Origin of the sequence: Pseudomonas putida (assembly GCF_030159595.1) — a bacterium.
In the GTDB taxonomy this organism is placed as follows: Bacteria; Pseudomonadota; Gammaproteobacteria; order Pseudomonadales; family Pseudomonadaceae; genus Aquipseudomonas; species Aquipseudomonas putida_AC.
Map to the genome: position 1 here is coordinate 76,019 of NZ_BSKJ01000002.1, position 24,086 is coordinate 100,104.

The following is a 24,086-nucleotide window of genomic DNA, read 5'->3' on the forward strand; positions in this document are numbered from 1 at the left end:
CGCGAACACCGGCAAAGCCGGTGCCATCCCCACCACCATCCTGATTGAACCCCCGCCAATCCTCCACAGTCCACCTTACAGGCCCATCTTCCAGAGGCCCCAGAGGAGACACCCATGAAAGGTACCGCGCTTTCGGCCCTGTTCGCGGCCGCCACCCTGCTGGCTTCGCCGGTGTTTGCCGCCGATGACCTCTGCACCACCAACCTGCAAAAGATCGACGACAGCATGGCCACCGCCGGCGCCACCTCCGAAGGCCTGGACAAGGCCATCACCGAGCACGTCGACAAAGCCAAGGCCGCCCAGGCCTCGGGCGACACCAAGGAATGCATCGCCATCACCAGCAAAGTGCTGGAGCGCCTGGAGAAAACCGAGAAAGGCAGCGGCACCGGCAGCGGCGGTGCGTGAGCCTGAAAGCGGGCGACAGGACCGGCTGTCGACGTCGCCCGCGCAATGGCGTATACTCCACCCCACGCGCCGTAAGGTGCGTTAGCGTTATGCTAGTGTGGGGCCGATTAGGATTCGACGCTGGTAGCGAAACTCTAGGTGCATGCCGAGTTGGTAACAGAACTCGTAAATCCACTGTTGCAACTTTTATAGTTGCCAATGACGAAAACTACGGCGCGGAGTTCAAGCTGGCTGCGTAAGCGGCCCTCTTGACCCGTTGCTTCTGGTAGCTTCGGCTCCAGCAATCACTAGGGGATGCCTGTAAACCCGAACTGATTGTCATACAGAACAGGATCGTCGCGTAGCACGTTGTGGGCGAAGTGACTAAAACTTACACAACTCATCCAAAGCACCCTGCCCGTCGGGCGGCTGCGGATTAAATCAGTAGACACGGCTACGCATGTAGTACCGACAGCGGAGTACTGGCGGACGGGGGTTCAAATCCCCCCGGCTCCACCAAATCCAAAGAAGAAGACGCCCTCGGGCGTCTTTTTTTGTGTCAGAAATTTACGATCTGCGGGCCGAAAAATCGGATTTAGCCCCTTCCGTGTAGGGCGTTTCCCAAAGATACTCCCAGCGCCTGTTTTCCGTTGCGGTGATTATTTCAGGGTTTTAGTCTCGGTGGGTCGTTGCTCATCAACGGCATGACTTTGACAGGTCGCGACGGTAAACAACAAAACGGCTCGTCGTTATGGCGGCTGTACGTGCGGGCACGCTTGCGTGCGCCGGAACTTGTTGTTTCCGCCGGTCTGTCAACCCGCGTACAGCTGCCACCCTCTGTTTGACAGCAGATGGTGACGGCCCTGAAATGGAAGCAATCATGTTGAAGATAGTCCCCGATCCACCCCATCACATCCACTCCCTGGAAGACACGATCATGATGGCCTCGGACTACGCACTCTGTGCAGAAGCCGTAGCCCAGCAGGCGATGCTGATGCAGCCCAGGTCGCCCGCATCGGTTTTGATCATGGCCTCGATGCACGAGCTTGAAGCACTGCGGCGATTACTCGAATCAGCGCTGGCACAAATACAGACGCCCGCGAACCCGCAACCGATGCATTGATTCGCATACCGAGCGAGAAACCTGTGGGAGCCCGGCTTGCCGGCGAGAGGGCCAGCCCAGGCAATTACAAGACCAGGGAGATTGATCAATGACCACCGAAGACACCCAATGCACTGTCGGTAAAACCATCTTCTTTCAAGGTGAAAACCAGACTCACCCACTGTTCCGCATCGAGGCTGGCATTCCTTGCCAGAACGCACGCGAACAGGCTTCTGAGCTAATGGGCTACGCGCGGGACCTGACCATTGACGGGCTGATGGAAGACAAGCCAAAGCTGATCTGGGCCGCGCATTACCTGTGCGCCTTGGGCAAAGCACTGCTGGATGATGCCGAACTGGGCATGATGCGCTGAAACCCAAACCGCTACGCCTCCCGGCCGCCGCCACTCAATTTAGGTGGCGGTCATATCATCGGAATGCGGAAAGTGCTCTTTCAGCCGCTCAATCGTTGATCGCCACTTCGGCGTTCTAGGCCGACACACCGTATTTTGATTGCCAAACATTCCAATTTCACGAACTGCCTGGCCTACCTGAACGGTTTGTAACCATTGCACCGGCACAAAATACTCACGACGGTCGGGGTCGTCAGCGAATGCTGCGTGGTAGTTAGCACGGATTGCGACGCCCAATATCGGTCGCTCGTCGCCATCTTTCGTCACCGTAAATTCATTTGCTGGCGTGGCAGCACCGAGCACACGCCCAACGCCCACATAACCTTGCTGGGGAGTATTGATCCACACACGGTCCCCTGGGGACAACAGCTGGAGAGCTTTGCTGTACCAAGAGCCTCCCCCCCCCCCCGGAAATGAAGCCGAACTCCACAGCATCTGCCCATGAGCGCGAGCCGGAATCCCCGAATGAGCATTAACACTCACCATTCCAAGGTTCGCTTTGCCCCTCACTGACCGAGGCCGCATTCACTTGAGTCTGAATGGGGTCGAGCAACCAGGATCGACTCAGCAATTGTTGCTCGCCAGCCTGAAACACTTGAAAGCAGAGCACGTTGATTGGAATGTCTCGTTTGCTAGGGTACTGCACAATTCGCTCACTGCTCGCATCCAGCTCCCTGGCGACAATGATCATCTGGTGGCTAGCATTAAGCTCGTCGTCATCTAGCACCCGGCCAAAGCGAACAGTTGTGCATATTGGGAACGTGTGAACGACGCAAGCTGATCTACAGCCTGCAATGACGTCGAGGTGCGTGCTTAACTCAGGATGAACAGGTCCCCCTCCACATCCATTTCGCCGTGTTTACGGCTCTCCGCCGCGGAGTCGTAGACGATCAGCAGAACCTCCCCTAGTTGCTGCTCCCCCAACTCGAACAGACACATGCCCTCAGCGTGATCGTTGCCTTGTCCGAAAGGCACCTCCAGTACCCTCTCCAATTGATCCGTAAAGACCACGAGTTCCTCGTCGGACGCGAAACCGCCGCGCCAGCGGAAGACCGTTACCGGACCGTCCAGGTCCATGGTGGGACCCGCCAGGATCAGCAGATCGTAGCCGCTCGTGCACAGGTCACGCACACCCAAGCCGTTCAGCGCGAAGAAGTGCTTCCGGAAGGGGCGCCCATCTGGGCCGATCTTCTTGAGCACCAGCGTGTCAGTCGAGTCGTCATCCGGCTCGATCTCGATCTCCAGCAGCACAGCCCAGCCGCGAAGGACCGGTCCACGCAGCCCCAGCAAAAGGCGCGAGCCGATCACCGCCAACCCTTCGATATCGAAGCCGTTGTCTTTACCCGGGATACGCAGGAAGTCGCGTAGCTGAGCATCTTCAGCAATTGCTGTGGTCAGGTCATTACCGATCTCATTACCATGTAGCTGCGCCGCAGTACGTCCATCGGCGTCCACCGTCCTTGCGAGTGCATAGCCGTCGTTCTGCCGTACCACGGGGATGCGGGCCAGCAGAAAGCGATTGCCGCCCGCCTCTACCTTCGATAGCCGATTGATATTATTCTGCGCCGGCCTGTCGACCTCGGCCTTCTTGCGCCTCAAACTATGAGAGCCCACCACCCAGAGATAACCGCTGTCATGGGCGTAGGCCAGTCCCTCGATATCGATCTCGGCATCTTGCTCCTGTATGGGCAGGTTCAGGTATTCCAAGAGTTGGAACGATTGGTGCTCATCACACATCACAACGTCGCCGGGCGCAGCGTTCTGAATTTTCAGGCGTTCTAAGTTCGTGGTTTCGTCGTTAGCCACCCAAAGTGTGTCGCCAATCTGCTGAGCGACCGAAAGGCCGTCGCGTAACGACGGAAACGCCGCATCAAAGCTCAGCATCGCAGCATTACTTCGGTCGCTCATGAGTTCTCTCCTGTCCTAATCGTGGTGCGCGCCGGTGGTTCAGAGCCAGATTTTCCGCGTCTTCTTTGTCCAGTCCTTGCGATCATCCAAGCCGACCGTTCCACCGTTGATGGCTTCGGTCACTTCGGTGACGCTGTCTCGGTCCGCGTACTTGTTACAACCGCTCGCGCTCCACTTCGCCGCGGCAACGTGCAAGCACCAATAAGGGCTGAGCACCGCGTCCGGATCCATAACAAAATCCGGGGCAGCTGGCATCCACTGGCGCAGCCAGACCGTGATATCGCGATAACCTTCCTTTCCGGTGAGTTGCAGCAATCCTCGCCCGCGGTACTTGAAGCCGTCGCCGGGCTGATCGTTACCCATCCGCCCGCCGTATACCGCTTCGCCCAGTTTTTCTTCGTTATAGGCGTACTCCGCGGGCTCGAGTTTCCCCTTTGGCTTGAAACGCTTTGGCCACACTACCGGGAGACGTTTGGGTGTGTAGTAGAGCGATTCCCATTGGATCTTTAGGGCACCGCTTTCATGGAGCACCTGAGCCATGAAGTGGGCGACGCGCAGCGGGTTATCGCTGATCCCGTAGTGATCCAGGATCGGTTGCCCCACATCAAAAGCCATGCTGTAGCTGGAGCGAAGGTTCGGCGCCAGTTGCCTGAGCTGAGCCAGCGTAACAGTGACTGTCATAGATGCCTTCCTTACGAGTACTCCAAGTAGCGAGGAACCTGTTGTCGAGACTAGTGGGTGCCCAACGGCACTCAAGGCCATTTGCTAGTACGTTTTCTCATAACCGCTAAAGCGCAGTGGAATAGCCTTAGGACAGCCTGGCCGGCCTTCTCAGCGGCAGTGATAGCCAGACGGAAGCCCCTCTAGGGCTGGTATCGGAGCGTGGCGAACCAGGCATGTCTTACCCCAGGCACAGGCGACTAGGTCGCCAACTCTCGGCTGTGCATGATCAGAGACGCACAACGCTGATCCAGTCTCCCCAGCACGAGCCGATTGCCCCAGCCGAGTACGAAACGCCATGTGCTGCATGAAATGAGAGATATCTCAACCTGGATGCAGACATAAGCGGGCCGCAGCAAGCACGGGCCTCGCGGAAAACAGTGTGAGTCGAACACTCTGTTCTTGCCGCGCTGTTGCGTCGCAGACCCGCTCAGTTCAAGGCGCTGACAAGCTCATTGAGTCGCTGTCCGGCTTAGTGATTTCGATACATTTTCGATATCTCCCCACATACAGGCTCGACAAGCCGGCCAGTCCGTCTAGTCTGTCCAAAATAGCACTATGTCACTCACATTCATCTAGAAATATCTATCGACTAAAACACTCAAACATCAAAGTCCACGGCAGCCCTAAAAGCCCTCAAGGAAATAGCCATGAGATATCCTAGATTCCTTGCTGCCCTGCTCTTCATAGGAATAAACGGTTGCGTGCAATATCATCCACTTCCCGTTGATGAGAAAAACATAGAGCCCAGTCTAAATGAAGACAACACAATACATGGATTGCCTGCAGCGCCTGATCAAACCGGTGCAATATCAAACCTTAACAAGCATTCCGATTGGCATTTAAAAAAGCCAGCCCACTTAAAAAAACATCAACCCAGCTTGGGTGACACCTCTCTCGGACTTGGAGTTTTCAGCCTAATAGCTGGAGGTGCTGCAGCAGGAGCTCTATTGGCAAGTGACTCCACTATCCAAAGCGATAGACACCAAATAACAGTACATGTTTCCAACCACGAAAAACCTTCCGACACAATGAGCTGCATGCATGACTACCTGATACCACTACAAAGCAATCTAAATACTGTACCCAGCACACACTTTATAAATGTGAAAATTAAAGAAACACGCCTCAGATTACGAAATGCGCAAACCAGCATAACGCTACCCACCCCAGACCTAGAACAACTTGAAAGAACATTCAAAGAGGCAGCCAACCAGAAGTCAACCCTAGTAAGCACCAGCAGCAACTTATTATCAAGAAGAGCCATAAAAAGCGACGCAGAGAGGAAGGAAATTAAACCAGCAGAGAAAGAGCTTACTGACTACATGCCTGCCTTGATAAAATAAAATTTACCAATACCGTCGGACTTGGATAAGTACCTCAACACATTACCCTCCGATACCGAGGATAACCCAATGAATATATCAACACTGATAGCACGAGCCACTTCTGGAGCTGGAAAAAAAACCATCTACAAAAGCCCAGGGAAAATGCCATCATTCGATGCATCTGTGTGGCCATACAACTCCCAGAATGACTGCAGTGGATATGTAGATTGGTGCTTGCGGTTTAGCCCCAATAGAAAAGTTGACCACCCGCTCTATAAAAAAATCAATGGAGGTTGGTTTGAGACCTCAGGAATCCATGCAGATGGCCTAGCATCTACAGGCTATTTTTCACGAATTGAAAATGCAAAACCAGGAGCGATACTAGTCTATCCTGACTATACCGGATCCGACGGAAACAGCCACGATGGACACATGGGTATAGTTCTTGAAGTGAATGGCGGCAAAGGAGTTAAGGGAGTTACAAAAATAGTCCACTGCTCAAATGGCGCTTATACCAAGCTTGGTGATGCCATTCAAATTACAGGCTCAGAAATTTGGCAAATAAAAAAAGAATCAATCATCGTATGGCTCGACGGCCTAGAGGAATAAGATGAGCCTGAGAAGCAGCCATGCCATCCGAGGCCACCAGCGTGGAGAATAATTCATGTCAGAAGAAAGGTTCAAAGCATGGCTAACTTTCTGGCAGTTTATGCTCGGCACCGTAGTAGTAGGAATTTTCTCTGCCGTAATCAGCCACCAGATACAAACTCGGGAAGTAGAAATAAAGGAGCAAGAATCTAACGCAAAATTTCTTGAGCAGGCACTACAAGAAGACGTCGGCGTTCGACGTCGACTTTCGCAATACTTTGCTAATGTCACGCGTTCAACGGAGCTTCGCGAGCGCTGGAAAGAATATGCAAAACTCGTTGAAACCGAATATCAAGAAACACTAAGCGAAAAACAAAGATTACAAAAAGAAGCCAGCAACTCGTCACTAAATGCCATAGAAAGAGATCGGCTTCAACAGCGCATCAGTGAATTAGAGCGCCAATTAAGCCCTAAGCCGGCAACCAATTTAACGCCATCTAAAGCCCGAATATATATGCACATTGGCTCCGACGGGCAAAGACTAGCCGCCGAGCAAACAGCTGCAACACTTCGCTCCGACTCAGTGGCTGTACCGGGGATTGAACTACGTTCGAATAGCCCTCGAAGAACAGAGGTACGCTATTTCAAGTCTACCGAACAGGCTGAGGCTGAGGGGCTCACTGCTATAATTCGAAGTATCTGGCCTGACGCGGTCGTCAAATATATTCCTGGACACGAGGCATCCGCGGCTATTCGCCCTCGCCACTACGAACTCTGGATATCGACAACGTCTGTGCCTCACTTGGAGGAAGCTTCTAACTGATTCTAAGCCTCTTATCCGCTGAATTGCCCAACGCAGCATAACTACACCACCGAAAGCCCCTCAGTAGGAGCTTTCTTTTCAGACCGCACCGACTGAAGTGCCAAGTCTGGCCGCGCTGAAGAAAGGCGATCTGGCAGCGAGTCGGAGCACTTTGCCGAGGGGAGCTGTTGGCTACCGGTGATCCACTTGATGGAGGGCAAGGGTGGCCAGCAATAGCAATGGCCGCTAACCGGCCAATTGCAGACCATGGATACGCTGCTACGCTACGCGATACGGCCAAAAGCCATATCACCTTTCCTCCTCGCCGCATGTCGTGTTTCTGGCGCGAAATTCAGACAAAGCAGGGAGTTACGCACGGGCAAGGAGCGTAATCAGATACAAGCAGCTGAAATTATTGCGCCACTTCTTCGCCTACTTATAGTTAGCAGTTTTTGCAGTCTGCAAATGTCCACAACCAAAAGGAGATTCAGAATGAGAGTGTTGGCTACTGTAGTTGTGCTTTCTGTACTAGCAGGATGCGCCGGAATACCTCAGCCTCCCGGAATAGAAACTACTCTTGGCGCCATTAGCAGACCCCCAGGCTATAGCGAGCCAGGGCCAATATACGTTTCGATTGAGCCACGCTCATCGCCGTGGTTTGAGAAAGACACGTCTGCAGGCACCAAGAAATATTACTGGGACGACTTTAAGAACTCTGATGCGAACGCAAACCTACCGCTTGAGAGATCGTTTGTTTCCGTACTAAAAGTTGATGGATCTGTAAATGCTGGATTTGTCTCCTCAAAGTATTCAGCAGCCGCTGGACGATATAAAACCTCATTGGACTACGCCAAATTCCGCGATGACGTAATGGGGGATAAGAACACCCCGGTGCGAGTTGGGGTTGGAGTCCGAATTGTCGCTGACATCACAACAACAAAGGCCGACATCGACCTGGGCAGCATATTTGCAATTGCCTTCGCTGCGAAAGCAGGGTACTTAAAGGGACAAATAGAAGTATTAAAAATCGGGCTGGATTCTCCATCCTTCAACCTTGTCCTTCCTCCGCCAACCGAGATCAATGACACATCCCTTCAAAATGCGCTACAAGCTGTTGCCTCGATTAGAGCAAAACTTTATGACGCAGACACCAAGCTCACCCCACACATCTTAGCCGTACAAACTCCGGCAACAAAACAATGAAGCAGGTGGCTAACAAGTCAATTAACCGGACCCGCTAAAGCGGGCCGGTTATTTTCCACGTTAGTGTCCGCCCCTGGTCGGCTTCTGTCATACCGACAGGCAACAATGGGTCCAGACTGTGTGAAAACGTCGTCCTCGCCTAGGTGCTGTACGAAATTCCGAGAAACTGAATCGGCGCCCCTCGGAAGCTGAAATTCTGTAAGGTTCCCCGCCATCTACGGAAAGGGACTCTGTGATGGCAAAGCGTTACGAACTCTCGGATGAGGCCTGGATTGTGGTTGCTGATCTCTTCATTGAAACCCATGGTCGGGGGCGACCCCAGCTGAACGACCGCCTGATGCTTGATGGTGTGATACTGGGTGCTTTGCTCGGGTGCTGCGTGGCGAGATATGCCCGAGCGCTTTGGCCCGTGGTCAACGGTGTATCAACGCTTTCGGGGTTGGCGAAACCAGGGGACATTCGATCAGATGCTTAAACGCTTGCACCTGAGATTGAATGAGCAAGGCTTGATCGATTTGCAAACTTGGATGATCGACTCAACCGCTGTACGCGCAACCCGAGTCTCCTCTGGCGCCGGGAAAAAGGGGGCCTGACGAGCCTGCCGATCACCCTCTAGGCCGCAGTCGCGGTGGCCTGACAACCAAGATTCACATGCTCTGCGACGCCAACAGGACACCGTTGCGCTTCCTCCTCTCTGGCGGTCAAGCCAGTGACATCAGCTACGCGCAACCACTGCTGGATGAAGTCGGCATTTCATCGAACCAACGTGGCCGCCCGCGTAAACGCTGCAAGTGGTTACTTACCGACACGGGCTACGACGCCGAAGCGCTGCGCCGCTACTGCGACCAATATCGAATGCAACCCGTCATTTCGATGCGCTCAATGAAGCGCAAACCCAAGCCTGGCTTACCCAGGCTGTTTGATCGGTCCGAATACCGACAACGCAACATCATCGAGCACATGTTCGGTTGGCTGAAAGAGAACCGCCGCATCGTGACGCGCTTCGACAAGCGCGCGAAAAGCTACGCCGCCATGGTTTCACTGGCTTGTTCCATGCAGTGTTTTCGACATCTCTTTTCGTACAGAGCCTGGAGATGACCATGCCGCACTAACGCATGAATTAACATTTCTATAGCAGGCTTCTTATTTTCGAATAGGAAACGCTTAAGTAAATGATCAAATCGGCAATTATCCCAAGCTAAACAATTTCAAAATGTGACTTATAGTCCGTGTACTTATAGTCATCAAGCATATGATAATTCATAAAAATTGAGCTAATACCATGAGCGAAACTCTTGTTTTAAGAACTTCAAAAGCAATAAAACACTTCAGAACCATAAGCAACCTTAGCCAAGAGAGACTTGCCGAAAAAGCAGGCCTGGACAGAACATATATATCAGGAATAGAGCGAGGGCGAAGAAACATCACGCTAGAGTCGCTAGATAAAATAATCACAGCACTTGATATAGATATCAATATTTTCTTCAAGCATGTATTGCAGGAGGCAAACAGTGACCTATCTAATTAACCCGGAAGCCAACACCCGATTCACAACCGCATCCGGACAAACCGAAACCGTTGGGACTGAGATATTTGAAAGAGCGCTGGCTGACGTCCACCTGGTTATAGATTCAATGAAAGATATTCCGATTGATATCTTTGCAATCCTCGGAATGCGAAACTTATCAGCATTCATCGGCGAGCTCTTTGCCAAAAGCCTTGTAAAAGAATCCAATGGGCGATATGTTGGAAACCCGCATCAAGATGGGTACCCTGACCTGTTACTCATGGACGATCATGGAAAGCAGTTATGGGAAACCATAAAGAACAATAACGGATTAAGAGACAAACTTCCTTTTAGCCCATTTGCCAATGGGGGGCTGGAAGTAAAAGCAACATGTGGCTCAGTACCAACGCCGGCACAATGTTCAAGACTGAAAATCCCTAAACCACACATAGGGGATACTCGAATAGACGTCATGACCGGCTACAATTGGAAAGCGCATCACAGAGAAACAAACAATTTAGTTGGGATTCTTTGGGATTTTATCAATGGCGCCCCTAAAATCGTAGCTGTATTTTTCAGCTCAGACCTTACGACTGAAGAGTGGGGAGCTATCGTCCAACCCCGTGAGGGTGGAGGAAGAACCACGAGCGTCTCGATCATGAATCGCGGCGGAGTAACGAAAATGTATCGAAATTGGATTGCGATCGAAAACGACCGCAGATACATTGACTATATCAACAACTATAATCGCGACCATCTCATCTAACGCTAAAAAACCAGCTCTTGTTGACAATTCTCAGTAAGAGCTTTTTTGGAATCCTCGCCTGTTGTTTTTTCCTTTTTGGAAATAGAAGCAATAAACGAGAATATCTGCTCGAGCCCTTTAGGCGGAATACTTTCTCCAATGAGCTCTCTTATGAGCTTATCAGACACCTTTTTCCCATCAGCCCGCTGCCATTCAAATGAGTAGTCGGCAACTGTGTGCAACTTCATTGCCTCATAAAGAGACAAAACTCTATTTTGCTCAGGGTGCAACTTGTTATCACTGCACGCGTACGAGAGGTTCCGTGTCAAGGTACTCGCAGGCGCGTCCCAACTCATTCGCTTATAAGCGCTAGTGAACCCTTTCATCAATCGATATTCGCCTTCCTTCCTCACCCAAGGGCGGGGAAGTAACGAAGAACAATTCAAACAGTAAATAGGCGTCTCGGTACTCGCACGATTGACACCTTCAAGGTTCTTTGAAGCTTTATGAGTAGGGTTGCTATCATACCGGCAATCAGGATTTATGCATTGATTATCAAATGCACTCTTCTCTGCACCTGTGTTGCTGACCCAAAGGTACTTCTCCTCATCAAGCAATGGCACCCTGTGATAGGGTATTTTATTGCATTCTGCTTTCGCGAGAGAAGAGGCATCGAGTGGCGGGACATCAGAGATGACATCACGCACCGTTACCCACTTAAACTTCCCTTCCCCAAGCTTGCTATGAGTCGTAGGCGGAAGCAATGTTTTATGCGCTTCGAAATACGATTTCAAGTTTTCGTTTTTTGTGAAAATTGAGATAAGGCGCTGCCTACTTTGGGGCACACCATAATCAGCAAACTCCACAACATTTACGGAATGAACGAACTCCGCCCCCAAGGACCTAACAATCAAATCAATGATGTTGATTAATTCGCCTTCATGCTCAGGATCTGGTATCAATGTATTGTCCATTTCCGGCACATTTTCCATGATTAATGTATGTGCCCCACTCCGCTTAAAAATCGCAATGGTTGGTAATACGAGCAGATTACGAGGGTCAATTTCAGGACGTAAGCCAGCGCGCGACAAATTTAATAATTTACCGCGCCCATTCTTTGACATCCCTTGACAAGGCGGGGTTGCAAACACTAAATCTAAATTATCCGACCCTAACAGCTTTCTGGTTTCAGCCAGTATTTCGTCTTGCTTTTCCCAGATATCGCCAACGACCATAGTGGTTTCCGGGAAGTTATGCTTAAACACTTCTGCACGGTCGGTTACTAATTCATTGGCAACAATTACATCAAAACCAGCGTGGCGTAATCCTAGATCACCAATCCCACCACAGGCAAAAAGACTAACAGATTTCATTATCCACACCCTAAATCGATACTTATAGTCTACATTGTGCGTCGCTGAATTTCAATGGACTGCTTTTCGAACCTCAGCGAATGGGCTCAGCATCGCTGAAGCAATTGGCGCACATGCATGTGCGTGATCTGCATACCTACCTCAATGAGGTGCTTACACCGCCACCAACACAGTAGGCCAGTGAAACCGGGTACCTGCAGCCAAAATGCCGCCCTTCCCTAATGATTGACGCAATATACTCCCAAAAGCGCTCCATCTCATTCCGGGACCGTACAGGTGGTTTGTATCAGGTTGAGCGCCAGGCTCGGGAAACGCTGGGTACTCGGGCGCTCGAACGGGCGGCGGCGATCATGAGCCTGATCCCGTCGGCGCGCACGAATGAACACCACCTAGGCACGTTGAATCGGTGAGACCGAAGCACCAGGCTCTACGCAATTGGCCACGCACCCATGACATGCCTTGCCCTGAACCTGCACAGGGATGCCTGGCGCGCATCACACGCGCAAAAACTCGTACACCGCCAACAGAAATCGCTTCGCTCACGGCATAATGGCATTTCACAATCACTGATGATCGATCACCCCCAAGGACTCTGCATGCCAGCGCTGAGCAAATACGAGAAACACGCACTCAAGGAGATTCACAGCTGGAAGGAACCAGACATCGGCTGGTTCGGCCAGGCGCTTAAAGTGATAAACCAGCCGCTGGACAAAGCGGGCGATCTTCTCTTTAAAACGCCGGGCGTCGGCCCCGTGATCCAGAATGCAATCGAAGGTCTGACCAGCGTATGCCATGACGCCGCCCAGTGGAGCGTAAGGCCAGAGGCCATTTTTCAAGAGTTTCGTGGTGATGGGCACAGCACGATCAATACGCACAAAGACATCCACGACCTTGATCTGGAACAAATCGACAAGGTCGTAGGTTTCCTTGGCGCGAAATACAAGGGCATCGCGCTGGTAGAAGGCGCTGGGGCCGGAGCCGTGGGCATCGCGGGGCTGGCAGTCGACATCCCGGCGTTGATCACGCTTAACCTTCGGGCGATCGGCGAATACGCGGCCTATTACGGCTTTGATACTTCACGTCAGGAGGAGCGACTGTTCGCCTTCAACGTGCTTGGCCTCGCCTCCTCTCCCACCGATAGCTCCAAGGCGCTCGCCATGGCTCAGCTGATCAAGATTTCTCAGGATGTCGCCAAGAAAGCGACGTGGCAGGAACTGGAGAAAAGCGTTTTCGTGAAGATCATCCAGGAGATTGCAAAAGCCCTGGGTATTCGCCTTACAAAAGCAAAGCTCGCACAAACCATTCCCGCTGTGGGTGCGGCTGTAGGCGGCGGTTTCAACGCCTACTTCACCATGAAAGTCTGCGACGCGGCTTTCTACCTTTATCGCGAGCGCTTTCTGGCACAGAAATATGGCGCCGATGTGATTGAAGTGACCGTAAAACCCGCCAAGGACTATGACCCACACTACGCAGAAGCCTCACAGGCGGTGTGAGGCGCTGCCGTTGAACAGGTGCGGGCCTGGGCTTAGCCAAGACTCCAGGTCTGCATTTTGTTGCCAGCCCTACTCAGGCCCTCACCGCGCGCGGTGCGGAAAGATTACTCGATCGAATGGGCGCGGCACTCACCCAACATCCGATCAAAACCGCCACCCCGTCAACTCGCGGGATAAGCCAGTTCAATCTGCTCATCGAACTCGCCACCCACCCCGCAATACTCTCGCGGAACACGCTCGATATCTTCAGCCACCTGCGCAATCACCTGCTGCAGCTCCAAGCGCTCGAGCCAGCGATCAGGAATAGCGCCAGCGCCATACATCGCGCCCAGCAAGTACCCAACAACCAGCCCTGTACTGCTGCTGTCGCCACTGTGATTCACTGCCGCAATCACCCCTTCTTCAACAGACCGCGCAGTCAACGCACACCACAGCCCAATCGCCAGCACCTGTTCAGCGCCCCAACCGCCAGCAAAATCGTCAATCCGTTGTGGGGTGGGTGCGTACCCCTCGTAATAGAAGAACATCACCCGCTCGATCAGGCTGCGCGTTTCCTCCATACCAGGCACTTGCCCATACCTGGCCAGACTTTGCGTCACGGCGTGCTCCAGGCTGCATTGCCGGTCGACAACACGCTGAAGCATGTCGGCGAACAGCCCTGCCGCCAGGTAACCTGTCGGGTGCCCGTGCGTCAGCCGCCCGCTTTGCGATGCGTAGTCGAATGCATTGGCAAAGAATGCACAGGGTGCGACCCTTACCAGGGCGCCGCAGCCTTTGCTGTAGTTTTCGGCAACTGCACCCAACCGCGTGCTGACCTTGAGCGCATTCAGGCAGGTTGTGTCAGGGGTGCGACGCGACCAGAGCTCCATTTGCCTGATCAGCCAGCCATCTGCGGCTACCTGTATCAGCGAGGGGTAATCCTGGGTCGTCAGCCAGCGCAGTAGCGCGTGGTGGATAATGCTGGGCACATGACAGGCCAGTCGTGAACTGCCTAGCACATAAGCCCGCAGCAAGCCTTCTGCCGTGAACAGCATCATCTGTGTGCTGTCGCTGATTGCACCCGCAGTGCCATGAGCGGGGGCAAAATCAATGATACCGTGCGTCCCGAACCTGGCTTCGATCACGGGCCACTCAAGAAAGTCCACGGCGCAGCCCAGTGCATCTCCGGCGGCGCCCCCAAGCAGGCAGCCTCTGATCCGTTCAATTCTGTTCATGCTTGACGATCATCCGCAGCCGCCAGGTCCTGCAGCATCACCACCTTGCGCCGCAACTGCACCACATGCTCCTGCTCCGCCCGCAACGCCGCCCTCAGCTCGCGGTTCTCCATCTCCCAAATCTGCAACCAGCGCAAATCCCGCTGGCAGTGCTCGACCTTCTTCCCAAGCTCACCCAGCCTCAACCCATGCTGTACCAGCACCAGCAGAATGACCCCCATCGCCACCAGGGCCCCCGTCGCAACCACTTCCGGCATCGTCATGCTCATGTCCTTTGCTGCCCCCGATGTATTCCGAAGACGACCAAAAGATATGTAATGCAAAACTACACGTCTAGAATGTAGACTCATACAGGTAAAGTAATCGCGCACATGGAGAGGGTATGAAACGCAAGCAATCCATCGAGCAGGTACGCTGGGACCTGGCACTTCGCTATCGCCTGATCGAAACCGTTGCCTGGTGGGAAGGCCGGCTGACCACGGGCCACCTGATGCAGAGCTTTGGCATCAGCCGCCAGCAGGCGTCGAAAGACATCAACACCTACATCACCGAACATGCGCCCGAAAACTTGACGTATGACAAGCAGATCAAGGGCTATGTCCCGAGCGAGCAGTTCGAGCCGCTGTTCATCGACAACAGCGCCAGCGCCTATCTGCACCTGCTGTACCAGAACAATGAGCGCGCCCCGCACATCGATGGGCTGGCACTGGCCTATGCGCACACCCGGGTGCTGGAAGTGCCGGATCGGCCCATTCGGCCCGAGGTGCTGCGCCCTTTGCTCAAGGCCTGCCGTGAAGGCCGGCGCCTGGAAACCGAGTATGTGTCCTTCAACACCCCCAACGTCGAGGTGCGCCTGATCGCCCCGCACACGCTGGTATACACCGGCATGCGCTGGCATGTGCGGGCTTACTGCGAAAAGAACGGCCAGTACCGCGACTTCGTCCTCAGCCGCCTGCGTGGGCAGCCGGACTTGCTCGACGCCTCGCCGAACACGCGCGAGCAGGATGAAGACTGGAATGTCGAAGTGCCGATCATCTTCGAGCCTGATTGGCGCTTGAACGCGGCGCAAAAGGCAATCATCGAAACCGACTTCGGCATGACGCAGGGGCAGTTGGTGGTGTCCAGCCGCAGGGCGCTGGTGAAGTATGTGTTGCAGCGGTATCAGATCGACCACCGCAACATGGCGATACTGCCCGAGGCCCAGCAACTGGTGGTCAGCAACCTCCAGGAACTGGAGCCGTGGTTGATGAAGTACTGACGCTCGGGGCTTGGGATGAGGGGCCTGATGCCCGGGTCGGTGGTTGGCACAGCCGCGTTCAACGGCGGCTGTAGCTATTCCTTCCTTCAACCACGCGTCTTGACTTCCGCCCGGTTGATGAACTGCACCTCTACCCGCCGATTATGCTCATCCGCCGGGTCCACATTCGGTAACGGCTGCGAATCCCCATATCCCGCCACAATCACGCGTTTAGCCTGCCCGGCCTCCAACACTTCAATCAGCAGCTTGCGAGCTTCCCGCGCCCGCGCGGCAGACAGCGTGAAGTTATCGTCATACACCGTACAAAACTTGGCGAAGTCAGTGACTGGCCGAGACACTTGAACATTATCGGTATGCCCCTCCACCAGTACCTGCGCCTGGCTGGAACTCTCGAAAAAACGGGCAATCCGTGGGCTGACAAGGCGCAATTGCCTTTGCGCCTCCTCTGTCAAACAGGCACTACCCCGGGCGAACATCTTGTCACCCAAGGTCATTTTGTTACCCGCCAGGTCGAAGGACACAAGCCCGGTGTCCCCCTGCTCATCCAGTGCCGCTTTCATTTCTTGCAACAGGCCGGTCACTTTCTCCTGCTCGGTCACCGCACGTTGATTCTTTTCTTCCTGTCGTTTGAGCTCCGCAAACTGGTTTTGCAACACCGAAACGACCAGCAGCAACATCACGACAGCCATCACGCCAGCCATCAGGTCAGAGATCGATACCCACTCGCTTGGTTTCTCTTTCATGGTCACACTCAGGCGTTTACGGCTTTTCTGGCCTTCACCGATTCATTGATGGTGTGGGCAACATCCGTCAATTGCTTGAGCGACTGCTGCAGCGTCGAAAGGTCGAGGGGTGGCCGGGCGGCAACCGTGGCCAGCGCGTCGAGTGATTCGGGCACCTTGATGAGCATCTCCGAAACCTTGTCGTAGCGCTTGTCCAGCGACACCATGCGCTGCCCGCTCTCGGACACGGCTTTGAGGCCGGCCATGATGTCCTTGGACAACTTCGTTACCACACCTTCAATCGCAATGATGTTGGTGTTGAGGTTCAAGCTGACCATCTCGAACTCTTCAGTGGTCCGTTTCTGCGCGTCGGCGGTAGCCTTCATGTTCCCGGCCACGTTCTGCATGGCAGTGTTCACCGCAATCGACATTTCGCCAATGGCCGTGGAGATGTTCTGGGTTGCCACGTCCAGGTTCGTGGTCATGTTGACGAGGTTAGTGCCAAAATCTTTGTTCATGGTGCCAATGGTCGAGCCCAGATCGACCTTGACCGCCTCCATTACCTTGCCCAGGTTGCCCGTGGCAATTTCCAGCTGCTCACCCATGGTGCTCAGGTTACGGCTGAAGTCGCTGTTCATGGCTGTCAACGTGCCGTTCAGGTCGGCTTTCACGCCCTCCATCACTTCAGTCATGCGCACGTTCAGGTTATCCACAACCGCTTGCAGCTCAGAGGCGGATTTCGACACCTTGCTGCCCGCTTCACCCATGGTCTGCGCAGCCACTTGCAAGGCTTGCAGATTGTCACGGCTGCTGTCGGTGAACTCGGTCAGTGCCTGCTCGCTACGTTTGCTGAAGCTGGCAATTTCACGCGTAATCGCCTGCCCGTCGCGAGCGAGCTGCTGGCTTTGAACCTGACCTTCCCGCAATTCGTCGATGCCTTGTGTGACACCGGCAATGCTGCTGTTCAGCCCTTCGAAACCGGCCAACAAGTCGCTGTGGTGGCTGTCGGCCAACGTACCTATCGCCCGCTCGGTGCGTTCGGCAGCGTTTGACAGCTCGCTGACAATGCTTTGCTGGTGGTTAGCCTGGCCTTGCAGCAACGCATCAATACCTTGGGTGACACCAGCGATGCCGGTGTTCAGGCCCTCAAAGCCGATGTGCAAGCTATTGCTGTTGGTGTCCGCAAACGCACTCAATGCCTGCTCGGTACGCTCAGCAAAGCGCGACACTTCACTGACTACGGCCTGTTGGCTGTCAGCCTGGCCTTGCAGCAGCGCATCGATACCTTGGGTGACGCCGGCGATGCCGGTGTTCAGGCCCTCAAAGCCGATGTGCAAGCTATTGCTGTTACTGTCCGCAAACGCGCTCAGTGCCTGCTCGGTACGCTCAGCAGAGCGCGACACTTCACCGACTACGGCCTGTTGGCTGTCAGCCTGGCCTTGCAGCAGCGCATCAATACCTTGGGTGACGCCGGCGATGCCGGTATTCAGCCCCTCGAAACCGGCCTGCAAGTGACGGCTGTTGCTGTCGGCAAACTCACTCAGCGCCCTTTCGCTGCGCTCGGCAGCACTGCCAATCTCGCTGATGATGGCTTGCTGGTTAGCCGTGTTGCTTTGCATCAACGCCGCGATGCCCTGCGTTACACCCGCTATATGGGTGTTCAGGCCATTGATGCCAGCTTGCAGCAACTGTTTTTTCTCACTCTCGGTACGTTGCTGAATTTTCAGTTGCTGCTGCCATTGCACTCTCAGCGCATCGGCCTGTTTGCCCATGGCGCCGCTCAGGAACTTAGCGGCACTGGCCATGCAGTTCTGCAGGAAGACGTCGTGCGCTTTACTGGCCGCTTCGCGTTGCTGTTGGCTTTGCTGCAGCTGGTCCTTCACCTTGCCAATGCACCAGGCCAACCGTCGGCTCTCGTAGCCCAGAAGCAAGTCCCACACCTTCAACAGTATGAAGGCCATGATGCCCCAGGTAGAGGTTTTGAACTTGGTACCCAGGCCCTGCATCATGGCGGTAAGGTCTTGCATGGCACCGCCCATGGCGCCGACGGATGCATTGCCGCTCTTCTGCAGAATGGTCGAGGCATGATCCAGGGCCATCCCCAAGCCCAGGAACGTGCCGAGCAAGCCCACTACCAAAAGCATGCCGGGCATGATGCCGGCAATTTTCTCAGCGGTGGTGGATACCGTTTCGCTCAAATCATGAACCGACCCATGGTCCGCTTGCAGAGCCGATGACTCCAGGTTACCGCCACGCCACTTTTTCTCCCAACCCTTAGGCTTGGCGTGCAAGGCCACCATCAGTGCGGTCAGGATGGTCGCGCTCCAGATGAACGCAAAAAAGCTCATCTGCAGCAGTTCAGGCTGCGGCAGCAGAAAACTCATGATTTCGCTGTTCACAGGCTAACCTCAACAGCCTTGAACGATTCGGTGCGCGCGCGGCAGTCATCCTCGAAGATGTTGCCAAAGTCGATCAACAGGGCTTGCTCGTCCTCGCTCAACGCCTCCCACTTCACATCCTGTTGAGCACATCGGGCGATCAGCGCACCCACTTCCTCGCTGCGATCGGCGAGGTATTCCTGGCCGTCGTCGATCAACTGCTGCTCATCTTTTTCCAGCAACTGAAGGAAGCCTTCGGAGGCATACACATAAGCACGCTTTTCCCGAATGCTGATATCCAGGTTGTCCAGCCGCTCGCTATCACGGCCCAGGTTGCGCTCCAGATCGTTGAGCACCACTTGCTCTTGCGCCGTCAACGCTTCGGTACGGCTGGCCATGGCCATGCGTTTGGCCAATACCTTGTCACGCGAAAGGCTTTGGTTAAGCTGCTTCCACTGCTCTTCAAGCAGCTCCAGCTCCACGTTCCAGGCGATGGTCATTTCTTCGAACACGAACGGCACCACCGGCTTGCCGAAGTGCAGCGTGGTCAGCTCGTTCAGGGTTTCGGTCTGCTCGACGGTCAGCGTCGGGTTTTCGTCCAGCAGGCTGGTCGAGATATCCATCAGCGCCAGCATGTCCGAGTCCATGTCGCTCAGTGTTTCAATCGAGGTCATGCGTTTTTCGTAGAACTTCAGCAACTTCTGAGCCGCGCGCACACGCAGGTAGTGGTTGAAGTCCTTGAATTGCTCATTCTCGACCACCCGCAGGATTTTGGCCTTGGTCAGCAGGTAGGCATTGATCAACTCTGCCACCCTGATGGCTGCCAGTTCGGCCGCCGGTACTTTATCCATGGCTTCTTTGAACGTGCGGGCACGTGCTTCGGCCTCAGCGATTTCGACATCGTTGAGGACTTTGTCGCGAATTTCCCGCGCGGTCTTGATGACCCAGTCGATGGCTTTTTGCAGTTTTTCCATCATCGGGTGTTTGTCGAGGTTCTCAAGGAACCCCAGGCCCTTCTCCAGGGCAAGTGCCATGCTGGTCACGATGGGCCAAGGGGAACACTGGGCCAACACAGTGAGGGCGACTCGCACATGGCTGATGTAGGGCTTTACTGTCTTCCAGACTTTCTTGACGTTGCCGACGAACGTTTCAGCCTTGTCTGCCAACCAGTTGACCGTGGCGACGGCGGCTTTCTTTACCGCGTTGATGGCACTGGAGGCTGCCGACTTGAATCGATCCCATAAACCCATGACTTGCTCCTCAGCTAACGCCCAGTAATTTCCGCGCGGCGTCCAATGATGGTGTGTTGGTTTTGCTGTTGTTGGTTTTTAGATGCGCAAGGGCGCTGACAACCTGGTCAATGGCGTCCTGCAGGTGGACCAATGCCAACGCGGGCCTTTCTACGGTTTTCACCGCTTTGGCGAGAGCCAGGCGCATACAGGTGCGAATCTCACGCCCCGACAACCCTTGTGAAGCTTGCGCTGCAGCACTCAGCAGCAGGTCACGCTCAGCGCCCAACGGGATGCCTGGCACCAGCAGTTTTGCCCAGATGGCCTGTCGCTCTTGCTCCCCTGGCAGTTCGAAGCTCACATGCTGGGAGATACGGCTAACAAATGCCGAGTCATAGTTCTTGGCGAAGTTGGTGGCGAAGATGACCACGCCTTCGTGCCGCTCCAACTCGATCAACAACGTCGAACGCATGGCATTGACTTCGTTGTCGATGCCTTGAGTGACGGATGAAAGGCGTTTGCCCAACAGCGTGTCTGCTTCGTCGAAGAACAGCACTGCATCTTTGGCCTGGGCACTGCGGAACACGGCCGCGATGTTCTTGGAGGTATCACCCATGAACTTGCTTTCAAGGTCGGCAATGCTGACCAGCATGATCTTCTTGCCCAGGCTCCCAGCGAATGCTTCGGCAGTGAGCGTCTTGCCAGTACCAGGAGGGCCATAGAAGTTGAGGATCGTGCCCTTGCCGCTTGGGTCCACGGCAGCAAATCCCCAATCCACATAGATGGTCTGGTAGCACTCGATCTTGGCCACCGCCTCTGCCAGCTGTTGCTGCAAGTCGCTCGACATCACGACGTCACGCTCCAGCGTGAAACGCGGATCGACGCAACGAAACTCCGCCTCGACAGGCGCAGGCTTCGCGGTAGGTTGCTCGTCTAGCCCTTCTAGAAAGTGCGGCCGGATTTTGCTGCGCAAGTAGTCATTCGATGACATCGGGTAAAACCTTTGGCAGGTCAAGTACAGAAGAGGTGAGCGAGCCGCAAAAAAGCTGGCTGGTCGAAAAGCTTCGCCTGCCTGCAAGCAGCACGATGGCAATCCGCTATCGGCGCGAGTTCGATAATCTTTAGCGGGCTATAGGTGACAACCGAAGCACACAACTGGCGGGTAACCCATGCCAGTTGTGTGCCTCGATAGGTTGGAGGGGGCGGCGAACTCGATGTAACGCCCTTCCTGGCGATCATTCAGTTCACTGTGGAGATCGGTATAACAATCGAGGGTTTCCCCTCGCCTTACCAGCTATAACTCAACTTGGCCGTAACCTCCCGCCCTGGGTTGTAGTAGTTCGCCGTCCCCGACCCCACCACATGCTGCTCGTCGAACAGGTTGCTCACATTCAGCGCAAGGTCCGTCCCCTTGGCAATCTTGTAGTTCAGCGCCGCGTCAAACAGCGTGGTGCCGTCGCTTTTCTTGGTGTTGGCAGCATCCATGTAATAGCCCCCCACATACCGAGCCCCCAGACCAACGCTCACATCCGTGTCGGCAATGTCGTAGTAGCTCCACAGCGAAGCCGTATGCTTCGGCGCCACGGTGAATTCCTTGCCCTTGAGCGAAGTGCCGTCATACAGCGCACCGCGTAGCACCTCGGTTTCCATGTAGGAATAGGCACCGATCAGGCTGAGGTTTTGCGTGACTTGCGCCTTGGCTTCCAGGTCCAGGCCACGTGCATGTGACTCACCCACCGTCTGCTGCTCGATGATGCCGCTCGGCAGCACGACGGCGATGGTGACGTTTTCCTGGGTCAGGTCATAAACGGCAGCAGAGAACAACGCATCCATGCCCAGTGGCGAGTACTTCACGCCCACTTCGTACTGCCTGCCGGTCTGCGGCGTTACGCCAACCTGCGGAGGCGAAACCGATTCCACCATGCTCACATAAGTGGAGACTTCATCGTTGACGATGTACGTCAGCGCGCCACGGTAGGACGTTTCAGAGAAGTTGTCGCTTTGCTTGCTCACCCCGCCGACGTACTCCGTGCTGGACAGGTCCATGGCGTCGTTACGCACACCCGCTGTTGCGATCAGGCGGTCATAGAAGGACAGGTTCTGCTGCAGGAACACGGCCTTGGTGGTGGCGTCGTTCTTCTTGCGGGTATAGGGCGTGATGCCGCCCGGCACGCCGGTGAAGACCGGGTTGGCGATATCGATGGAGGGCGCCAGGCTGTAGACGGAGCTCTGTTTGGTGGTCGAGTCGAGGTATTCCACACCCACCAGGGTGCTGCTGTCGACGTGCTCGAACTGGGCATCGTACTGCAGCATCAGGTTGCCGTTGAGCTGATCGGCATCGCTGTCAGTTCCGAATACATAGCGCGGTAGGGTGGTACCCACCCGCGAAGCGCTGTCGCTCAGATAGACATAGCCAAAGTCATCGCTCAACTCGCTGTAGCGCAGGTTGCCGCGCAGCGTGAAGCCGTTATCGAAGTCGTGGGTGATGTTGCCGCTGAGGCTGGTGCGCTCGACATCGTGGAAGTTGTAGCCGGGCTCGCCGTAGAAGTCGCTGCGGTCGTATTCCTTGTCCAGTGGGTAGCCACCGCTGTTTGGCGAGCTGTTGGTCTTCAGGTAGTCGAGGATCACCGTGGCCGAGGTGAAGTCGGTGGGTGCCCAGGTCAGGCCGCCCATCACGAAGCGGTTGTCGTCCTGCGAATGGTCGTACTCACGGTCGCTGTTCTGCATCTTGGCCGTGAAGCGGCCCGCCAGCGTTTGTTCGTCGTTCAGCGCATCGCCCACGTCGATACCGGTCTCGGCATGGTCATAGGAGCCATAGGTCACATAACCCTGGCCAAACTTTTCGAAGCGCGGCTGTTTGGTCACGAAGTTCACCGAGCCGCCTGGGTCTGCCGGGCCGAACAGGGTGGAGTTGGCGCCTCGCAGAATCTCGATGCGCTCGTAGGCGTAAGGGTCTTCGCGCACCCCGCGCATCGAGCTCAAGGTCAGGCCATCACGGTAAGTGGTGGCCTGGAAGCCGCGGATCTGGAAGTAGTCGTTGCGGTCGTCCGAGCCGTAGAAGTCGCTGACCACGCCAGGGGTGTATAGCAGCGCCTCTTCCGTGGTGCTGACACTGCGCTGCTGCATTTCCTTGTTGGTGACCACAGACACCGACGCTGGCGTGTTGAGGATGCTGGTCGCCACCTTGCCACCTACCCACAGCTCCTTGGCAACCACCGAGTTGGTGTCATCATCGGCACTGGCCTTGACCTTGGCATTGATGATAACGGGTGCCAGGCGATAGTCCTCGGTCGCGCCCAGTTCCAGCGGGCCAGCAGGTTTGGGTTGCGGTACCACCAGGTAGGCACCCGGGCCTTGCTGCTCGGCCTGGAGTTCGGTCCCCTGCAACAACGACGAGAGTGCAGCCGAGGTGCCCAGCGTACCCTGCACGCCCGCCGTGTTGCGGTTGGCGACGCTCTGTGCATCGAAGGACAGGCTGATACCGGCCTGGCGCGCAAAGTGGTCAAGCGCCGGCGCCAGTGGGCCACCAGGAATGTTCCATTGCTGGAGCTGGTTGTTGTGCTCAGCGGTTGCGGACTGCGCAAGTGAAGGCAGCGCATAGCTGCTGACAACCAGGCCCAGGAAAGCAGCGTGCACAGCACGGCTCAATGGATGGCGCTGTGAAACCGGGGTCGAACTCATTCTCTCGCTCCGTGGAGGGGGTCGGCGGGGTGGCCTGTA

At 55.0% G+C, this 24,086-nt stretch carries 21 protein-coding genes, 1 other RNA gene and 2 pseudogenes; 13 read left to right on the forward strand and 11 right to left on the reverse strand.

The window, feature by feature from the left end; translation table 11 throughout:
* Positions 1–114 precede the first annotated feature (114 nt).
* From QQL85_RS04645 to QQL85_RS04660, 4 genes are all read left to right on the forward strand, one after another.
* Positions 115–405: a hypothetical protein gene (locus QQL85_RS04645; protein ID WP_025754271.1), complete on the forward strand. Its 291-nt coding sequence runs from the start codon at positions 115–117 to the stop codon at positions 403–405.
* 99 nt (positions 406–504) lie between these two features.
* Positions 505–903: a transfer-messenger RNA gene (gene ssrA, locus QQL85_RS04650) on the forward strand.
* A 361-nt stretch (positions 904–1,264) separates the two neighbouring features.
* Positions 1,265–1,507, forward strand: a complete 243-nt coding sequence (locus QQL85_RS04655; RefSeq protein WP_198750599.1) for a hypothetical protein — start codon at positions 1,265–1,267, stop codon at positions 1,505–1,507.
* An 88-nt stretch (positions 1,508–1,595) separates the two neighbouring features.
* Complete coding sequence (locus tag QQL85_RS04660) at positions 1,596–1,859, forward strand: DUF3077 domain-containing protein (protein ID WP_003249898.1); 264 nt, start codon at positions 1,596–1,598, stop codon at positions 1,857–1,859.
* A 39-nt stretch (positions 1,860–1,898) separates the two neighbouring features.
* On the opposite strand, the pseudogene QQL85_RS04665 reads toward QQL85_RS04660, so the two are convergent.
* The 3 genes and pseudogenes from QQL85_RS04665 to QQL85_RS04675 all read right to left on the reverse strand — a co-directional run.
* Positions 1,899–2,637 (reverse strand): annotated as a pseudogene (locus QQL85_RS04665) (nuclease); the annotation flags it as partial.
* Positions 2,638–2,711: 74 nt separating this feature from the next.
* On the reverse strand, positions 2,712–3,806 hold the full coding sequence (locus tag QQL85_RS04670) for a DUF3616 domain-containing protein (RefSeq protein WP_284353406.1): 1,095 nt from the start codon (positions 3,804–3,806) through the stop codon (positions 2,712–2,714).
* A 39-nt stretch (positions 3,807–3,845) separates the two neighbouring features.
* On the reverse strand, positions 3,846–4,487 hold the full coding sequence (locus QQL85_RS04675; RefSeq protein WP_284353405.1) for a glycoside hydrolase family 19 protein: 642 nt from the start codon (positions 4,485–4,487) through the stop codon (positions 3,846–3,848).
* Positions 4,488–5,176: 689 nt separating this feature from the next.
* On the opposite strand from QQL85_RS04675, the gene QQL85_RS04680 reads away from it, so the two are divergent.
* The 7 genes and pseudogenes from QQL85_RS04680 (at position 5,177) to QQL85_RS04710 (ending at position 10,720) form a co-directional block, all read left to right on the forward strand.
* Positions 5,177–5,872, forward strand: a complete 696-nt coding sequence (locus QQL85_RS04680; protein WP_284353404.1) for a hypothetical protein — start codon at positions 5,177–5,179, stop codon at positions 5,870–5,872.
* A 69-nt stretch (positions 5,873–5,941) separates the two neighbouring features.
* Positions 5,942–6,463 carry a CHAP domain-containing protein gene (locus tag QQL85_RS04685; RefSeq protein ID WP_284353403.1) on the forward strand — a complete coding sequence of 174 codons (522 nt, stop codon included), beginning with the start codon at positions 5,942–5,944 and terminating at the stop codon, positions 6,461–6,463.
* Between the two features lie 55 nt (positions 6,464–6,518).
* Positions 6,519–7,265 carry a hypothetical protein gene (locus QQL85_RS04690; protein ID WP_284353402.1) on the forward strand — a complete coding sequence of 249 codons (747 nt, stop codon included), beginning with the start codon at positions 6,519–6,521 and terminating at the stop codon, positions 7,263–7,265.
* A 471-nt stretch (positions 7,266–7,736) separates the two neighbouring features.
* Complete coding sequence (locus QQL85_RS04695) at positions 7,737–8,447, forward strand: hypothetical protein (RefSeq protein WP_284353401.1); 711 nt, start codon at positions 7,737–7,739, stop codon at positions 8,445–8,447.
* A gap of 235 nt (positions 8,448–8,682) precedes the next feature.
* Positions 8,683–9,545 (forward strand): annotated as a pseudogene (locus QQL85_RS04700) (IS5 family transposase).
* Between the two features lie 184 nt (positions 9,546–9,729).
* Positions 9,730–9,975: a helix-turn-helix domain-containing protein gene (locus tag QQL85_RS04705; RefSeq protein WP_284353400.1), complete on the forward strand. Its 246-nt coding sequence runs from the start codon at positions 9,730–9,732 to the stop codon at positions 9,973–9,975.
* Positions 9,959–10,720 (forward strand): hypothetical protein, encoded by a 762-nt coding sequence (locus QQL85_RS04710; RefSeq protein ID WP_284353399.1) that lies wholly within the window; start codon positions 9,959–9,961, stop codon positions 10,718–10,720. Before QQL85_RS04705 ends, QQL85_RS04710 begins: the two co-directional genes overlap by 17 nt.
* 2 nt (positions 10,721–10,722) lie before the next feature.
* Here the strand turns inward: QQL85_RS04710 and QQL85_RS04715 are convergent, their stop codons facing one another.
* The gene (locus tag QQL85_RS04715) at positions 10,723–12,072 is read right to left on the reverse strand and encodes a DNA cytosine methyltransferase (RefSeq protein WP_284353398.1); all 1,350 of its coding nucleotides are present in this window, start codon (positions 12,070–12,072) and stop codon (positions 10,723–10,725) included.
* 596 nt (positions 12,073–12,668) lie between these two features.
* Here QQL85_RS04715 and QQL85_RS04720 point away from each other — a divergent pair.
* On the forward strand, positions 12,669–13,565 hold the full coding sequence (locus QQL85_RS04720; protein ID WP_284353397.1) for an EcsC family protein: 897 nt from the start codon (positions 12,669–12,671) through the stop codon (positions 13,563–13,565).
* Positions 13,566–13,726: 161 nt separating this feature from the next.
* Here the strand turns inward: QQL85_RS04720 and QQL85_RS04725 are convergent, their stop codons facing one another.
* Together QQL85_RS04725 and QQL85_RS04730 are read right to left on the reverse strand one after the other, a co-directional pair.
* Positions 13,727–14,779 carry an ADP-ribosylglycohydrolase family protein gene (locus QQL85_RS04725; RefSeq protein ID WP_284353396.1) on the reverse strand — a complete coding sequence of 351 codons (1,053 nt, stop codon included), beginning with the start codon at positions 14,777–14,779 and terminating at the stop codon, positions 13,727–13,729.
* The gene (locus tag QQL85_RS04730; RefSeq protein WP_284353395.1) at positions 14,776–15,042 is read right to left on the reverse strand and encodes a hypothetical protein; all 267 of its coding nucleotides are present in this window, start codon (positions 15,040–15,042) and stop codon (positions 14,776–14,778) included. The genes QQL85_RS04725 and QQL85_RS04730 overlap by 4 nt, the downstream gene beginning before the upstream one ends.
* 119 nt (positions 15,043–15,161) lie before the next feature.
* Here QQL85_RS04730 and QQL85_RS04735 point away from each other — a divergent pair, with 119 nt between their 5' ends.
* Positions 15,162–16,037 carry a WYL domain-containing protein gene (locus QQL85_RS04735; RefSeq protein ID WP_284353394.1) on the forward strand — a complete coding sequence of 292 codons (876 nt, stop codon included), beginning with the start codon at positions 15,162–15,164 and terminating at the stop codon, positions 16,035–16,037.
* A gap of 86 nt (positions 16,038–16,123) precedes the next feature.
* Here the strand turns inward: QQL85_RS04735 and QQL85_RS04740 are convergent, their stop codons facing one another.
* From QQL85_RS04740 to QQL85_RS04760, 5 genes are all read right to left on the reverse strand, one after another.
* Positions 16,124–16,780, reverse strand: coding sequence for an OmpA/MotB family protein (locus tag QQL85_RS04740; RefSeq protein WP_284353393.1), 657 nt, complete (start codon positions 16,778–16,780; stop codon positions 16,124–16,126).
* A gap of 8 nt (positions 16,781–16,788) precedes the next feature.
* On the reverse strand, positions 16,789–19,143 hold the full coding sequence (locus tag QQL85_RS04745) for a hypothetical protein (RefSeq protein WP_284353392.1): 2,355 nt from the start codon (positions 19,141–19,143) through the stop codon (positions 16,789–16,791).
* A gap of 11 nt (positions 19,144–19,154) precedes the next feature.
* Positions 19,155–20,387 (reverse strand): hypothetical protein, encoded by a 1,233-nt coding sequence (locus QQL85_RS04750; RefSeq protein WP_284353391.1) that lies wholly within the window; start codon positions 20,385–20,387, stop codon positions 19,155–19,157.
* A 10-nt stretch (positions 20,388–20,397) separates the two neighbouring features.
* Entirely contained in the window at positions 20,398–21,357 is a 960-nt protein-coding gene (locus QQL85_RS04755; RefSeq protein WP_284353390.1) for an ATP-binding protein, read from the reverse strand.
* Between the two features lie 296 nt (positions 21,358–21,653).
* On the reverse strand, positions 21,654–24,047 hold the full coding sequence (locus QQL85_RS04760) for a TonB-dependent siderophore receptor (protein ID WP_284353389.1): 2,394 nt from the start codon (positions 24,045–24,047) through the stop codon (positions 21,654–21,656).
* Between the last annotated feature and the right edge of the window lie 39 nt (positions 24,048–24,086).

Excerpts from the sequence above, each read along its gene's own strand:
- QQL85_RS04645 (WP_025754271.1), top strand. The coding sequence starts at position 115 with ATGAAAGGTACCGCGCTTTCGGCCCTGTTCGCGGCCGCCACCCTGCTG.
- QQL85_RS04655 (WP_198750599.1), top strand. The coding sequence starts at position 1,265 with ATGTTGAAGATAGTCCCCGATCCACCCCATCACATCCACTCCCTGGAA.
- QQL85_RS04660 (WP_003249898.1), top strand. The coding sequence starts at position 1,596 with ATGACCACCGAAGACACCCAATGCACTGTCGGTAAAACCATCTTCTTT.
- QQL85_RS04670 (WP_284353406.1), bottom strand. The coding sequence starts at position 3,806 with ATGAGCGACCGAAGTAATGCTGCGATGCTGAGCTTTGATGCGGCGTTT.
- QQL85_RS04675 (WP_284353405.1), bottom strand. The coding sequence starts at position 4,487 with ATGACAGTCACTGTTACGCTGGCTCAGCTCAGGCAACTGGCGCCGAAC.
- QQL85_RS04680 (WP_284353404.1), top strand. The coding sequence starts at position 5,177 with ATGAGATATCCTAGATTCCTTGCTGCCCTGCTCTTCATAGGAATAAAC.
- QQL85_RS04685 (WP_284353403.1), top strand. The coding sequence starts at position 5,942 with ATGAATATATCAACACTGATAGCACGAGCCACTTCTGGAGCTGGAAAA.
- QQL85_RS04690 (WP_284353402.1), top strand. The coding sequence starts at position 6,519 with ATGTCAGAAGAAAGGTTCAAAGCATGGCTAACTTTCTGGCAGTTTATG.
- QQL85_RS04695 (WP_284353401.1), top strand. The coding sequence starts at position 7,737 with ATGAGAGTGTTGGCTACTGTAGTTGTGCTTTCTGTACTAGCAGGATGC.
- QQL85_RS04705 (WP_284353400.1), top strand. The coding sequence starts at position 9,730 with ATGAGCGAAACTCTTGTTTTAAGAACTTCAAAAGCAATAAAACACTTC.
- QQL85_RS04715 (WP_284353398.1), bottom strand. The coding sequence starts at position 12,072 with ATGAAATCTGTTAGTCTTTTTGCCTGTGGTGGGATTGGTGATCTAGGA.
- QQL85_RS04720 (WP_284353397.1), top strand. The coding sequence starts at position 12,669 with ATGCCAGCGCTGAGCAAATACGAGAAACACGCACTCAAGGAGATTCAC.
- QQL85_RS04725 (WP_284353396.1), bottom strand. The coding sequence starts at position 14,779 with ATGAACAGAATTGAACGGATCAGAGGCTGCCTGCTTGGGGGCGCCGCC.
- QQL85_RS04730 (WP_284353395.1), bottom strand. The coding sequence starts at position 15,042 with ATGACGATGCCGGAAGTGGTTGCGACGGGGGCCCTGGTGGCGATGGGG.
- QQL85_RS04735 (WP_284353394.1), top strand. The coding sequence starts at position 15,162 with ATGAAACGCAAGCAATCCATCGAGCAGGTACGCTGGGACCTGGCACTT.
- QQL85_RS04740 (WP_284353393.1), bottom strand. The coding sequence starts at position 16,780 with ATGAAAGAGAAACCAAGCGAGTGGGTATCGATCTCTGACCTGATGGCT.
- QQL85_RS04745 (WP_284353392.1), bottom strand. The coding sequence starts at position 19,143 with ATGAGTTTTCTGCTGCCGCAGCCTGAACTGCTGCAGATGAGCTTTTTT.
- QQL85_RS04750 (WP_284353391.1), bottom strand. The coding sequence starts at position 20,387 with ATGGGTTTATGGGATCGATTCAAGTCGGCAGCCTCCAGTGCCATCAAC.
- QQL85_RS04755 (WP_284353390.1), bottom strand. The coding sequence starts at position 21,357 with ATGTCATCGAATGACTACTTGCGCAGCAAAATCCGGCCGCACTTTCTA.
- QQL85_RS04760 (WP_284353389.1), bottom strand. The coding sequence starts at position 24,047 with ATGAGTTCGACCCCGGTTTCACAGCGCCATCCATTGAGCCGTGCTGTG.